The sequence below is a fragment of the Frankia sp. CgJB1 genome (assembly GCF_977947065.1).
The window spans coordinates 1-13,742 of the sequence record NZ_CDWTNB010000109.1 but is presented as its reverse complement, the minus strand read 5'-3'; the positions used below and the strand labels follow the sequence as shown (position 1 = coordinate 13,742).

General features: G+C 66.6%; 12 protein-coding genes and 3 pseudogenes. 11 read left to right on the top strand and 4 right to left on the bottom strand.

Going from position 1 to position 13,742, the window contains the following annotated elements:
• Window positions 1-213 precede the first annotated feature (213 nt).
• The 7 genes from AC08OT_RS13380 to AC08OT_RS13350 all read left to right on the top strand — a co-directional run bounded on the left by AC08OT_RS13380 (window position 214) and on the right by AC08OT_RS13350 (window position 7,800).
• Entirely contained in the window at window positions 214-597 is a 384-nt protein-coding gene (locus tag AC08OT_RS13380; protein WP_476594733.1) for an SHOCT domain-containing protein, read from the top strand.
• 30 nt (window positions 598-627) lie between these two features.
• Entirely contained in the window at window positions 628-1,260 is a 633-nt protein-coding gene (locus AC08OT_RS13375; protein WP_476594734.1) for a GAP family protein, read from the top strand.
• Between the two features lie 295 nt (window positions 1,261-1,555).
• Window positions 1,556-2,317 carry a ribonuclease BN gene (locus AC08OT_RS13370; RefSeq protein WP_462204009.1) on the top strand — a complete coding sequence of 254 codons (762 nt, stop codon included), beginning with the start codon at window positions 1,556-1,558 and terminating at the stop codon, window positions 2,315-2,317.
• Window positions 2,318-3,271: 954 nt separating this feature from the next.
• Complete coding sequence (locus tag AC08OT_RS13365) at window positions 3,272-5,170, top strand: phosphatidylglycerol lysyltransferase domain-containing protein (protein ID WP_476593676.1); 1,899 nt, start codon at window positions 3,272-3,274, stop codon at window positions 5,168-5,170.
• 502 nt (window positions 5,171-5,672) lie between these two features.
• The gene (locus tag AC08OT_RS13360; RefSeq protein WP_476593674.1) at window positions 5,673-6,077 is read left to right on the top strand and encodes a hypothetical protein; all 405 of its coding nucleotides are present in this window, start codon (window positions 5,673-5,675) and stop codon (window positions 6,075-6,077) included.
• Between the two features lie 277 nt (window positions 6,078-6,354).
• Entirely contained in the window at window positions 6,355-7,032 is a 678-nt protein-coding gene (locus tag AC08OT_RS13355) for a Crp/Fnr family transcriptional regulator (RefSeq protein WP_476593673.1), read from the top strand.
• A 447-nt stretch (window positions 7,033-7,479) separates the two neighbouring features.
• A complete protein-coding gene (locus tag AC08OT_RS13350) occupies window positions 7,480-7,800 on the top strand; it encodes a hypothetical protein (protein WP_476602864.1) in 321 nt (106 codons plus the stop codon).
• Window positions 7,801-8,823: 1,023 nt separating this feature from the next.
• Here the strand turns inward: AC08OT_RS13350 and AC08OT_RS13345 are convergent.
• The 3 genes and pseudogenes from AC08OT_RS13345 to AC08OT_RS13335 form a co-directional block, all read right to left on the bottom strand.
• Window positions 8,824-9,213 (bottom strand): annotated as a pseudogene (locus AC08OT_RS13345) (restriction system modified-DNA reader domain-containing protein); the annotation flags it as partial.
• A gap of 33 nt (window positions 9,214-9,246) precedes the next feature.
• Window positions 9,247-10,503, bottom strand: coding sequence for a type II toxin-antitoxin system HipA family toxin (locus tag AC08OT_RS13340; protein ID WP_462203573.1), 1,257 nt, complete (start codon window positions 10,501-10,503; stop codon window positions 9,247-9,249).
• Window positions 10,503-10,817: a helix-turn-helix domain-containing protein gene (locus AC08OT_RS13335; RefSeq protein WP_462188213.1), complete on the bottom strand. Its 315-nt coding sequence runs from the start codon at window positions 10,815-10,817 to the stop codon at window positions 10,503-10,505. The genes AC08OT_RS13340 and AC08OT_RS13335 overlap by 1 nt, the downstream gene beginning before the upstream one ends.
• Before the next feature lie 406 nt (window positions 10,818-11,223).
• On the opposite strand from AC08OT_RS13335, the pseudogene AC08OT_RS13330 reads away from it, so the two are divergent.
• Window positions 11,224-11,538: pseudogene (locus AC08OT_RS13330) on the top strand (hypothetical protein); the annotation flags it as partial.
• Between the two features lie 85 nt (window positions 11,539-11,623).
• Here the strand turns inward: AC08OT_RS13330 and AC08OT_RS13325 are convergent.
• Window positions 11,624-12,109 (bottom strand): annotated as a pseudogene (locus tag AC08OT_RS13325) (SAM-dependent methyltransferase); the annotation flags it as partial.
• Window positions 12,110-12,193: 84 nt separating this feature from the next.
• On the opposite strand from AC08OT_RS13325, the gene AC08OT_RS13320 reads away from it, so the two are divergent.
• From AC08OT_RS13320 to AC08OT_RS13310, 3 genes are all read left to right on the top strand, one after another.
• Window positions 12,194-12,463: a hypothetical protein gene (locus tag AC08OT_RS13320; RefSeq protein WP_023842085.1), complete on the top strand. Its 270-nt coding sequence runs from the start codon at window positions 12,194-12,196 to the stop codon at window positions 12,461-12,463.
• Complete coding sequence (locus tag AC08OT_RS13315; RefSeq protein WP_476602865.1) at window positions 12,460-12,783, top strand: type II toxin-antitoxin system PemK/MazF family toxin; 324 nt, start codon at window positions 12,460-12,462, stop codon at window positions 12,781-12,783. Before AC08OT_RS13320 ends, AC08OT_RS13315 begins: the two co-directional genes overlap by 4 nt.
• 168 nt (window positions 12,784-12,951) lie before the next feature.
• Window positions 12,952-13,575 carry an HAD family hydrolase gene (locus tag AC08OT_RS13310; RefSeq protein WP_476593671.1) on the top strand — a complete coding sequence of 208 codons (624 nt, stop codon included), beginning with the start codon at window positions 12,952-12,954 and terminating at the stop codon, window positions 13,573-13,575.
• Window positions 13,576-13,742: the final 167 nt, after the last annotated feature.

Genomic DNA, 13,742 nt, shown 5'->3' with positions numbered 1-13,742 from the left:
GATCAAATGATCAACTTATTTAATGATGATCCCCTAGTGCCCCCGGCCACCGTCTGCGGCATCGGGCCGAGACGAGAGGGTGAGTTTCGGGTGATGCTGGGTTTGACGCGGCGAACAGGCGGTAGGTAATGGCTGTGGTAATGCGGCGCACCTGACGCGCGCGGGCCGGGAGGACCCGGTCCGGCTGTTGGCTCGGCGAGCGAGGAAGTGGTTATGGACTATCCGTTGCTTAATGCTTTTCTAACAGTTCTGTTTATCTTTTTGTTTGCCGCCTGGATCTATTTCCTGTTTGTTATCTATGCTGATATCTTTCGTAGTCGGGATTTGTCCGGCTGGGGGAAGGCCGGCTGGTCGATCTTTGTCCTCGTGCTTCCGGTCATCGGTATCCTGAGTTACTTGATCGTGCGCGGCGACGGGATGCAGGATCGGATGGTGCTCCACAAGCAGTACGAGGAGGAGGCGGTCCGCGGCTACCTCCGCGCCGCGACCCGCACGACCAGCATTGCTGACGAGCTGGCCAAGCTCGACGACCTGCACCGCCGCGGACTGCTCAACGACCAGGAGTTCGAGCGCGAGAGGGCTAGGATTCTCGCGTGAGTCAGCATGGTCAAGCGGTGGGGAGCATCCATGGACGGTCTCCAGATTCTCCCGCTGGCAATCACCATGATGATCGGACCACAGATCATGTCAGCGATCATCTTCGTTACCACGCCACGAGCCGGGCGGGTATCTCTGGGGTTCCTGGCCGGTGTGGCGGTCGCGACAGCGACCGGTGTGGCCGTCATGATGGGCCTTGCTGCACTGCTAGACAGCGCTGTCGACCTGGGCAGCCCGAGGAGTAACGGTTCAGCCGGCCAGATCATCCAGTACGTACTGGTGGGCCTGTTGGCAGCCGCCGCCGTGAAGAACTGGGTGCGGCGCGAAACGGTGGAGCCGCCGAAATGGCTGACAACGCTGATGGCGGCAGATCTGATGAAGGCGTTCCAAGTCGGACTGTTCGTCATTCTGCTGATGCCTTCGGACATCGTGATTATGATGACGGTTGGAATACATCTGCAGCAGAACAACGCGTCCTATGCGGCAGCACTCCCGTTCATCGGGATGACCGTTACGGTGGCGGCACTGCCGCTGCTTGCCCGGCTACTGTTCCATAGACGGACAGAAGTCGCCGCACCGCGCGTCCGAGACTGGATGAACACCCACAGCTGGCTCATCAACATCATCGTCTGCATCATTTTCATCGCCCTCATCATCGACTGAAGCGGCTGCCTGAGTCCCCGCCCCGGAGGGCGAGCGCCGCACACAGGGCATTCGGCGGATCCGGCGATGAACCCGGTGCTGTGGGGAGGACGCCATGCCCCGGAGCTGGCGTACGAGTAATAACAATCTTGCGTCGCGGCCGTCTGGCGGCGCTGGCGCTCACCGCAGCGGCGCGCTGCGGCGGCCAATCAGGACGCTCTGTGCGCGCGTCGGGACAGCCCGGGTGCGTGCAGGGCAGTCCTCGGTAGGAGACCTGGCGTCCAGACTACATGAGGCGGATCTGATTAACAGGGCGATGAATCTCGCCGCGATGATCCTGATGATTTTCTTTCCTTTTGTCATCACGCTGGCGGCGCTGTCGCCGCTGCGGCAGGGCGGTGCGGCGGACATAATCATCGCGCGCATGGGGTTGAGCCATGATGCGGCGATGGCCGTGGAACGACTCTTTACCCCGCGGAGCGGAACCGTCATCACTGGCTGGACAGTACTGGGAGTGCTCTGGCTGATAATTGGCGGACTGAGTCTGGCTGCGTCCGTCCAGTCCATTTATGTGCGGGTCTTCAGGCTGAAGCCATTCGGGCTACGCGGCCTACTGGCCCAGGTCGTCTGGCTCTGCGGACTGATCTTCTTTCTTGTCGCTACCACGAGTCTCGGGGCGCTGCTCACCGGCACCGTGGCTGGTCAGGTCTGCTACGGCCTGGTAGCCACCGTGATCCTGGCGCTCTTCTTGTGGGTCGGGGTCCGGGTGCTCACCATCGGCCGGATGAGCTGGCGGGACTCGTGGCCGACAGCCCTGTTCACGACGATCGGCCTGACTGGTCTGGGTGTCGTCAGCCGGCTGGCATTCTCGGCTTCCATCGTGGCGAACGAGCGTAGCTATGGTGGGATCGGGGTTGTGTTCACCATCCTGTCGTGGCTGATCGGTTTCGGTGTTGTCCTCATCGGAGGGGTAATCGTCGGCACGTGGTATCTCGACACCGAGCTGTCGGTCGCCGGCATCCTCAGAAAGTTTCATATCGGGAGGAGGATGGGCCGAGACCAAGCCCGGAAATCATGAGATGAGCCGGTGCGCGGATCGATGCCGAGGGCTACAAGGGCCAATGACGTGTGACCTGGTGTTGATCGTGTCTGGCGGACAACAGGAGGTGACGCCGTGTGAGCGGCTGATCTGGTCAACCGGCGTCCTGCCATCTTACTCTAGGTTCAGGGCGTCAACGTCGCCTCCATAGGGTCCAAGCCGGGCACCCGCATCGGCCGCAATCCGAGCCGGGCCGGTAGTGCTCGTGGTCATGACGCGCATGGCCGCAGCGGCAGTGCAGGACAAGCAGACCGCGGATCGACCTCACAGGGCCACCTCCGTCCGGATGGGAGTGATAAGTGAGTTAACTGCCTAAATGTCGTATGTGAGCCAATCTGCCTGGTATGTCTAGACGTTCGGGCGGAGATCGTCCAGGTCGTCCTTCCCGGCCGGCCCGGGGACGCCTGCCTGGCTCTCGTCCGCGACTCGGCGCCCTCTCCGCGTGACCACCCCGAGGCTCGGCCCGGTTACGACCGGGTGGCCCGAGGAACGTCTGTGACGGGGCGGTTTATCGTCTCCAGATCCTGAGCGCCGTAGCAAGCGACCCATCGGGAGACGATAGGGATCATGAGTATCTCGAGCGGGACCGGGGCATCGGGCACCTCGGCCGGGCGCCACGCCGACGGGCGGCGGGGGGGAAACGCGCCGCCCGAGGCGAACGAGCGCGCTGTCATCCGGCGCCGGTGGTGGCCACGCCCGGCGGTGCGGCCGAAACCCGGTCTGTCCGGCGCCCGCCGGGGCCTGTCCGCCCGGTCTGGTCCGGTCGGTCGGGGGCCCGCCGCCTCTCCCGCCTCTCCCGTCCCTCCCGCACCGCCTGCCCCCCAGGCACCGCGTGCCCTGTCGGCCTCGGCGGCGTCATCGGCCTCACCGGCGTCGTCGGCCCCGCCGCTGACGACACCACCCGGCGCCCGTTCCGGCAGGAAGAGCAGCAGGATGCCCGTGCTGCCCCCCTGGAAACGGCCGTGGGCGCCTCGGGCCGCTGCGCTGCTGGCCCTGGTTGTCGGCCTGGTCGACGTCGTCTCCGCGGTCACCCCGGAGTGGCGCTCCGGCCTGGAGGACCTGCGAGTGCTCCTGCCCCCTGCAGCCTCCCAACAGGCCGCCGCGTTTACCGTCGTCGTCGGCATGCTGCTCGTGCTGCTGACGCCGGGGCTGCGCCGCCGCAAGCGGCGGGCCTGGCGGGCCGTGGTGGTCCTGCTCGGCGTGAGCATCGTGCTCCACGTTGCCAAGGGTCTGGACTACGAGGAGGCGGCCGGATCGGCCGCGCTGCTTATCGCCCTGCTGCTGGTCCACGGGGAGTTCCGGGCCAAGGGCGACCCGTCGACGCGTTGGCGGGCGCTCGGCGTCGGCCTGCTGCTCACCGTCGTCTCGATCGGGATCGGGTTCCTGCTGCTCTATCTGCGCCAGGACCGGATCGTCGGCCCGCATTCGCTGTCCGCTCAGTTCGAACAGATCGTCGAGGGACTCGTCGGGATCCCCGGTCCGCTGCGGTTCACCTCCGACCGGTTCTCCGACCTCGCCGCCCGCGTGCTGCTGACGATGGGCCTGTTGACCATCGTGACCACCGGCTACCTCGCGCTGCGACCGCCCGAGCCCCGGCCCCGGCTGACCGACTCCGACGAGGAACGGATACGTGCCCTGCTGGCCCGGCATAGCAAGGCCGATTCGCTGGGATACTTCGCGCTGCGGTCGGACAAGTCGGTGATCTGGTCACCGACCGGCAAGGCCTGCGTGGCCTACCGGGTGGTCTCCGGCGTGATGCTGGCCAGCGGAGACCCGCTCGGTGACCGGGAGGCTTGGCCGGGGGCCATCAGGGAGTTCCTGCGCGAGGCGGCCGACCATGCGTGGATGCCGGCGGTCCTCGGCTGCTCGGAGGCGGGTGGCTTCGCCTGGACCCGCGCCGGTCTGTGCGCGCTGGAATTTGGTGACGAGGCCATCGTCGACACGGCGTCGTTCACGCTGGAGGGCCGGGCGATGCGTAACGTTCGCCAGGCGGTCGCCCGGGTGGAACGCGCCGGCTACACTGCGGTCGCGCGGCGGGTCGGCGATCTCGCGCCGGCCGACCTCGCCCAGCTGAAGGCACAGGCCGCGGCCTGGCGGGGTACCCAGACGGAACGGGGCTTCTCGATGGCGCTCGGCCGCCTCGGCGGCGGCGCGGACGGCGACTGCGTGGCCGTGATGGCCTTCTCCCATGATGCGGGCCCCCGCGACGCGGACGACCCGCTGAACGGTGCTCCGGGTCACCCGGCGAACGACACGACGAGCGGAACCGGGGACGACGCGTCGCATGCCGGCGCGGCCGGCACCGAGCCCCGGCTGCGCGCCCTGCTGCACTTCGTGCCGTGGGGACCCAACGGCCTGTCGCTGGACGCGATGACGCGGGACCGGACCGCCGACAACGGGCTGAACGAGTTCCTCATCGTCAGCGCCCTGCGCCAGGCCCGCGAGCTGGGCGTCGAACGGCTGTCGCTGAACTTCGCGTTCTTCCGGTCCGCGCTCGAACGCGGCGAGCGCCTGGGCGCCGGGCCGGTCATCCGCTGTTGGCGTTCCCTGTTAATATTCTTGTCCCGCTGGTTCCAAATCGATAGCTTGTACCGGTTCAACGCCAAATTCCAACCCACCTGGCAGCCCCGTTACATCTGCTACTCCGCCAGTTCCGAGCTACCACGGATCGCCCTGGCGATGCTCGAAGCCGAGGCCTTCCTGGTCTGGCCCCGCTGGCGCGACCATCTGTCCGGGTTATCCCGGCTGTCCCGGCTGTCCCGGTCCGGGACGGCCAGCATCCATCACCGTGTCCGAAGAAAGGACACCTCGACCGGCACTGGGCCAGGCTGACCGGATCTTCGCCGGAATGTCTTTCGGCGTGTTCTGCGCGCTGAACCTCGGGCTACGCCACCGTGACTTCGGCGTGTGGCGTCCGGTGCTTCGAGAGAGTCTGCGGTGGGCGGTGCCGTCCGACGTCCGCAAAGGTGGCGTGCCCATTGTCTTGCGCTGATCCCCGCTGCTGGTCCCAGAGTGGATTTCCGGGGTCAAATCGGTGCGATCCAGGCGATGTTCCTCGGTTCTTGATCTGCATTTTTAGTGTGTGCCGCTGATCCGAAACGCCGACGGTAGCGGGCATGATGGTGGCGGCGTCCTGGATGTCCGGTGCCACCACGGTCTGCTCGTCCAGTGCTCCATCGCAGAGCCTTCCTGTCTCATCGAACCGCCGAAAAGGGTCTCATCATGTCATTAAAGGGAAGATCCTCCTTCTGACTCTGGTTTAGGCAGCAACATTCTCAATCGCGGCTGGTTGCAACCGTGACCAGTTGTTCCTTTGACGGAAGAGGAGCCAAGCGTGGCAAGTGTGATCGACGGCATCTACCGGATCAGCATCGCCGGGCAGCAGACCCTCACCGACGTGGGCGGGGGCAACCTCGTCCTTCTGCCCGACGGCGACGGCGACGGGCAGGTGTGGCAGGTGCAGCGCGCCGACGACGACACCTACACGATCCACAAGCCGTCCGGCGGGGCTTTTGTGGGCTTCGATGGTGACCCGGACGCGTTCGAGCGGGTACGTGTGCTCCCGGAGCCGCGTGAATGGAAGATCGCTGATGGCCCTCAGTCGGGTACCTTCACCATCGGTGTCCCGGACAATGAACTGACCCTGGGGCTTCACCCGGCGCTCATCTACCCGCCGCTGGTTGCCCTGTCACCCATCTTCAGCGAGGACAGGGGCTGGATTTTCGAGGGCGTCGAGTAGTCGAGTAACCCGTTCACCCGGGTCCCGGACCGGCCGGTGAACGAGGCCCTGCGCCGATGGCACGGGAGCCGGGCGCCGTGCCGCGGATGGCAGCAGTTCGACCATCCGCGGCACGGCACGGCACGGCACATCGGCATATCGGCACATCGCGGCCGAGAGCAAACCGAGCGAACCGGATAGAAAGGATTGATCGGACAAGACCGCTGGTCGGTCACCTCGGCCGCATCCTCTCGGTGGCGGCGCCGAATGCGGGTCCGATCCGCGATACTTCTGTGGGATGACCGATTCTGTCCGGCCTGCCCGGCGGGGAATACAGGCGATCCTCGGCGACCGTCTCTGGCAGGCGTTGTTGTCATGCGGTTCCCGGTGCCATTTCCGGTCGCGGCAGATGCTGCTGCGTCAGGGCGATCCAGATGATTTCCTGTTTCTGCTGACCACCGGCCGGGTGAAGGTGGTGCGCATGGACGCGGAGGGCTCGGCCCTCCTGCTGGCGCTGCGCTCGCCCGGGGACATGATCGGTGAGATGGCGCGAATCGGAACCGGACGCACCGCCACGGTGCAGGCGATCGATCGATGCGAGGCGCATCGGGTCTCCGCCGCCATGCTCGACTCCTTCCTGCGGCGGCACGGCGTTCAGGGAGCGCTCGCTGACTACGTGGTGAGCAAGCTGTCCGAAACGGTTCCCTACCAGCATCAGCTCGTGCATTTCTCGCCGCGGCAGCGGGTCGTCCGCCTGCTGTTGGAACTGGTCGCCCTCGCCGGACCGGAGCTGCCCGATCCGATGCGGGTGCCGTTCTCGCTCGATGCCGTCGCGGAGTCCCTGGGACTCGCCCGGAGCACGGTGGCCGCACACGTGGCGGCATTGCGAGAGGAACAGGTTCTGCGGCCGGGGCCACGGCTCGCGGTGGCGGACATCTCCCGGTTGCGGGCCGAGGTGGGCATCACGACCGGCTGAGCATGCCGGTCTGGCCCGTGGACTCCAGGTCGTCCGCTGGCTCTCCGTTGACGGGAGCCGGTGGGCCGACGAGATGTGGTCCGTGCCACTGTTGAACCGTCCGTCGATGGACGTTTTTGTCGCTCTTCCGCCGCGACGCTGAAGAACACGGGCACGGCATCCGTGCTCTCCCGCGAACGCGAAGGATTCAGCGATGGCCTCTACAGGCTTCCGCATTCCGCACCTCCCCTTCCGGTGGGTGTATAGGGGTTGGAATCCCGCCTTCAGGCAGGGGAGAACGTCAAATGTGCCATCCCCTCTTCATCCCAGAAAGACTATGTTCCGTAGTCAGCTGATCGTCGAAGCCGGCCGATGATCCGTTTGCGGACCTCGTCGAGCACACTAGTCTCTGTTGCTGATGGTAGCGATTCACTCTCTCTCGGTTCTGGAGGAAGTATGGACAAGTCCGTGAGGCGGAAAGCCGCGGTTGTCGCGGTGTCTACGGCGGCGGCAGTGTTCGTCACCGTGGGGCCGGCGGCTACGAGCGCGCTGGCGTCGAGCTATCTCGGTGGCCCGGTGGATGAAAAGATCGTCAAGGATCGCTGGGACCGTTGGGACGGTAAGGACCGTTGGGACCATCGGGACGGTAAGGACCGTTGGGACGGTAAGGACCGTTGGGACGGTAAGGACCGTTGGGACGGTAAGGACCGTTGGGACGGTAAGGACCGTTGGGACGGTAAGGACCGGCACCACAAGGACGACTGGGATTGGGACTGGGACTGGGACTGAGTTGACGAGAGGACCCGGACGGAACGCCACTGAAATACAGCGAACCGCTAGGAGAGACGTGTAGCGGGGTTGGCCAGGGCGTCCGGAACGGATTCCAATCGGCAATGCTCTCCCGGGTTCTCCGGCCACCGCGGCGCCGGACATCGTAGCTCTGCGATGTCCGGTGCTCGCGTCCCGTGGCCGCCGCGCGCGGGTGGCGGGAAGGCGGCGCTCCGGCTTCACCATTCTCCTCGGTCGCCCCCTCCTTACCGGTTTTGTGGCGTGGAGGCCCCGCCGTTTACGGCGGGGAGAAAACGCCGTCCTATCGGGGCATCAGTTGTCCTTCCTTTCGTAGAATTGAGGGTCGAACGGGTGTTCCGTGGATCTGGCAGGTCCTGAGATCGCAGCCACACTCCTGGCGGTTGCCGCGGCAATCGCAGTCTGCTGCGGACTGCTCCCGTCGACCGCGGGACGCGGCAACCGTCGGCGGCGCGTTGACGACCTGGACCGCTGTGCCTGCAATATTGCAGGCGCAGCGGCTACAGTAAGGTCATGGCCGTGATCGACTGTTCGGCGTTGGTGCGAACGCTGACAGACCACAGCGCGGGCGGGGTCGCCGTGCGCCGTCGACTCGCGGTGTCGAATCGTTCGCGGCACCCGGCCTGCTCGACTACGAGATGATTTCGGCCTTGTTCGGAATGCGCCGGGGAGGCAAGCTGACCGAGCGGGAGACAGCGAAGGCCATCGCCTCGAACCCTGGCCTCAGTCCCACCACGCCAGACCTCGTCGAAGCAGCCACCCACCCCGAAACAATCAGAGCCGTCGTCGTCCTCCTCACCGCCCGCGGCCACCCCCGAAGAGCCGACTTGACTGGCAAGATCATGGTCCGGTGGTCGGGGGCCGACTTCAACGGCAAAAGGACGCCCACGGATTTTGCCATCGAAGTTGATCTGCCCAGGTCACGGCTGTCGACGGGCCGAGATGCCTGTCACCGGACACCTGAGCAGGGGAGATGTCCAGTGACCGCGCCGCCCGTGACATCATCTACCGAATCGAACGGGTGTTCTGTAGTCCTGGCGGTTCCGGACACCTCGACCCGTCTCGCGACCGTGATCGTCGGGGCGGGCCCGCATGCCTCAGCCGTTCCGCTCGGCGCCGGAGGACAGCAGGTATCGGGCACGGGTCGCGAACAGCGTGTCGTTCGTTCCACTCGCCAGAACCGCCAGTCGCCCGGGTTGGGCGCTCCGGTGGAGCAGCCTTGGCTGCGGCGCTCGCCGAGCGGTAGACCTCGCCGGAAGCCGTGCGGATCCGGCCGTCGGCCGTCAGGGTCGCTGGGAACAGCCGACCGCTGCGGCGCCCGACGAGCCGCTCGCCAGCGCGCAGGAGGCCAGCGTCGATCAAGTCTGCCAGGGTCGCGTTGTAGCGCTGCCGCCGCGGGCGTGCTTCGTCGTAACCGCCGGCAACATCTCAAGGCACACTGAGAGCACGGGCGATCCGTCGCTGTTCGCTCTCGTAGGCCACTGCCATCCGGTCGGCCTGGCTTTTCGGGATGCCGAGCCCGGCTGCGGCCTGCCGCCAGCCCGCCGTGGCGGTCTCCACCTCCCTGACGAGGTCGCGGGCCCTCGGCGGCGACAAGCGGAAGTAGTTGCCCACCGACAGCGCGAGGTCGATGCTTGCGTCGGTGTTGTCGAGATCGACGGCCGTGCTCAGCCGGGCCGGGTTGTCCGGATTGGGGTTGAGGTCGTAGGCAGGAGAGAGCGCCCAGCCGTCTCGCTCGCGCAGGAACGCGTGATTGCGCAGGTGGTCGTCAGTGTTTCCGGTCAGGATGGAGAACAGGATCCGCCGGTAGAGCTCACGCAGGTCGGCGTCAGCTCTCGGCGAGTAGCGTTCGATCACCTCGGCGATCTCGAGGTAGCTGCGGAGGTCCTCGTCGGAGGCCTCGAGCATGGTCAGGGCGCTTGCGAACCCCAGACGCCGCGCGCCGATGCGGTCGAAGCGGCTCAGGAGTAGTACATGCCGGCCGGCAACGGTCAGCAGTTCCGACTCCGCCACGGTAAGCCCCGCTCTGCGAGCGAGTCTCAGTTGTACCTCCTCCCAACCGGCCACGTCCCATTCGTCACTGTCCGAACGCGGGAACTTGGCGATCGAGAGCCGCCCGGACACGTCCCGCACCGCCGCCTTGGGGCGCGCGCCGCCGAGCGAGCTACCTGCGTCGATGAGGTCCGCGAGGTCGCGGTCGAAGTCGCCCTCCGCGCGGACGCGGTCGGCTGCTCGCATGAGCCGGGCCAGGTCGATCAGCCGTGGGACCGCGTGCCGGTGCGTCGAATAGTAGGTGGCGGTCGCCGGCTGGCGGAACCTGACACCTCCCTGGCGGGTGTCGTCGCGGACGCCGAGAAGGAAGTCGGCCTTACCGAGAGTGCGAGGTGTGGTCTCGGCGGCGCGGGCGCGCTCGCGCTCCTCACGCCTCATGAGGTTCTCGCCCCATCGGTCGGGGGCGCTGTCGGCGAACGCGTTGAAGATGGCCGACCCCGGCGGCGTGTGGAAGACGCCGGCGGCTCTGGCCAGCGCCGGGTCGAGGTCGTATCCGGCCGGGTTGGTCAGGTAGGCGTCGGCATATCGGAACGTGGCGCTCTGTCCGCCGCGGTCGTGAAGCCACAACGTCCCGGCGGCGGTCTCCTGCCCGTCGATCTCGACGGTGACCTCGACAGGATCCCGTCCGGCCATCAGCGCCGTACTCGCTTGGGGAGGATCTCGTCCATGCGCAGCCGGCCGATGTCGGTCTCGTACGGGTCGGTGGCCCTGACGACGGCATCCATGATCCCGATGGTGCGTAGCACCCTGAACAGGTTCTCGGTGCTCGCGGTGCCCTTACCCTGCTCGATGGCGCGCAGCGTGTCCCGGGAGATCCCGGCTCGCTGGGCGACCTGGGCCGCGGTCAGCCGGTTCAGCTTCCGCCAGGTCGACACATGCTCGCCGAGCAGACGCAGCGACCGCGCCACCGACAACGGCGTGGCATGCGAGGCCCTGTCACCGACCATAGCCAGCATCATACGAGCCTACGGCGGTTAAGTTCGCCGTTAAGTGCGGCTGCCTCCAGGCGGTGGCTGACCAGGTGGGGCAGGCCGGGGCGAAGACGGTCATGACGGGTAGATCGCGTGCCCACCCGGGCCGTCTGAGATTGTCCTGCCGGCCCACGTTCCTGCCGGCTCACGCGAGACGCCGAGCCGGCGGGGCCACGACGATCTTGGATGGCGTGGAGACGCCGCGGTCTCCTTCATTGCGATCCGGGTCATCGGCGAACAGGTTGCCCCGCACGTCCCCGGTGCCGACCCCGCCGCTGACGGCGGCGACGACACCTGTCGTCCTGGAAGACAAAGCACCCGGCAGGGTGGAAAAATACCCACCGGGTCGCCGGAGCCGCGGACTACACCAACCGTTTGCAGCTCACCGGACAGTGCGGTCACCACCGCGATCTGGGGGCCGCTGTTCTGCGCGTTCGCACCCCTGACCATCCTGGCCATCCCGATCGGCCTGGCCGTCGCCGTCACCGCCGTCGTCGTGATCGTCCCGGCCCGGGCCCAGGTCTTCGGGGACCTGATCGAAGCCGCCTACGACCAGCACCGCACCGTCCTCTACACCCAGCTCCGCTGGCCCCTGCCCGCCAACCCCCAGCAGGAACGGGAACACGGCCAGCGGCTGACCGCCTACCTGTGGCGCGGCTCCGACACCCCCGACCCCACCTTCACCCCACCCACCTAGCCGCTGCTACTTTCCGCTATCACTTTCCGCAACCATCCCGGTCCGCGGCCGGGCTCCACCACGCCCGGTCCGGTGGGCCGTCCGCCTACTTCCGGCCGACACCGCCGTAGATATTGACCTGGGCGTCTGTCAGAGCCCGTGTATCTGGGTTGTCCGGCCGCCAGCGGTGGGCCAGCTGAACGCCGGGGTCGACCAGCTCCAAGCCGTCGAAGAAACGTTCGACTTCGGATCGGCTGCGGAGCTGGAACGGAATCCCCTTCTGCCGGAAGGTGTTCATCCCCCGATCCGCGTCCGGATCATAATCTCCGGTGCCGTGGGTGAGGACAAGGTAGCTACCCGACGGCAACGCGTCGAGGAGCCGGCGCACGATCCCGTAGGGGTTATCCGCGTCGGGGATGAAATGGAAGATCGCGATGACGGACAGGGCGACCGGCCGAGTGAGGTCGAGGGTGCTGTGTAGCTGCGGGGCGGCGAGGATCCTGTCGATGTCCCGCAGGTCGGCGTCGAGGTAGGCGGTGCGCCCCTGCGGGGTGCTGGCCAGCAGCGCTCGGTCGTGGGTGAGCACGATCGGTACCACCCCCAGGACACACATGCCTCGATCTGCGCGTCCGCCAAACCCACCCCGACTGTTGTACGTTTGTTGTACGGTGGCCTCATGAGTGTCGGGTTCCGTCCCACCGAAGAGGACCTCCGGATCGTCGAGGCCAACCGCCGTCAGGACGAGAAGACCAGCGACGTCATCCGGCGTGCCCTGCGGCTGCTGGACCGGGAGGCGTGGGAGACGCGCGCCCGCGAGGACATGCACCGGCTGCGGAACGAGGACCTGTCCGCCGAGCCCGACGCGTGGGGGTATGACACCAACGGCAACATCGTGATCACAGGTACGAACCTCGCGGTACCAGCCAGGTCCCAGGACCAGCCCTGATCCGCGGGGCGGTATACCCGGTCGACCTCGGCGACGCCAAGCGCGGGCATGAACAGCGGGGGCGTCGGCTCGGCCTCGTCCTGAGCATGGAACAGAACACGTGGTCCACGGTCACGATCGCTCCCACGTCGACCAGCGCGCAGGCATCCACCTTCAGACCAGAGGTGATCATTGCGGGACGGTCGACCAGGATCCTGATCGACCAGATCTGGACCATCGACAGCGCCTATGTCGCGGGTGAACTCGTGGACTACCTCTCCCGCGATGACATGGCCCAGGTCGAGCACACCCTCTCGCGCTACCTCGGCCTGCTTCGCTAACGCGTCGCCCGGTGCTCCCCGTAGATCAACCTCTCCTCACGACTGGACACCCACCGGGCATCTTGTGGACGTCCCCCCAGCAGCCTCCGCCTGGCGGGCCAGACTCTGTGGGACATCTGTGAGAACGGCTGCCCCATTGACCCGGTCTCGAAAAGGAGGCGAAGATCGGTGGCAGGCGTCAGGCACGTGCTGTTCGACGCGGACGGAGTCCTTCAGGAGATCCCTGGAGGTTGGTACGCGGCGATGGAGCCGTACCTGGGCGAGCGTTCGCGGGAGTTCTTCCACCGGACCTGGAAGAACAAGCTCCCGATGCTCGCGGGGCGCGGTGACTACATGCGGGTGCTCGCGGCGACCCTGGCCGAGTTCGCCGTATCGACGCCGGTCGAAGACGTGTACCGAGACGTGTGGCACCGGATCGACGTCATGGACGAATCTCTCGCGCTGGTCCGGGCCCTGCGGTTGCGCGGTTACGGTGTCCATCTCGGCACGAACCAGGAGCGGCACCGCGCCGCCTACATGCGCTCGGCGCTTGGCTACGACCGCTTGTTCGACGTCAGCTGCTACTCCTGCGACCTCGGCATCGCCAAGCCCGCCCCCGCCTTCTTCACCGAGGCCGCCCGCCGCATCGGCGTGGACCCGGCCAGCATCCTGTTCATCGACGACAACGAGAAGAACATCGCAGGCGCCCGTATCGCTGGTCTCGCCGCGGAGCAGTGGACCATCACCCAGGGCCGCCACACCCTGCTCCCCTTGCTCGCCCGACATGACGTCATCCCAGACCACACGGGTTGATTCACTCGCAGCAGGATTCCACCAGACGTCGGGCCGCTGGAACCATGTCGCCGCACAGTCCCATCGGCCGAGCCGCGCGGCATGTGCACCCCAGGGATGGACCCGGGATGCGACCCGATCACCCAAAAGATGCCGGTCAGAACCTTGATGGAGGTACAGGCACGACG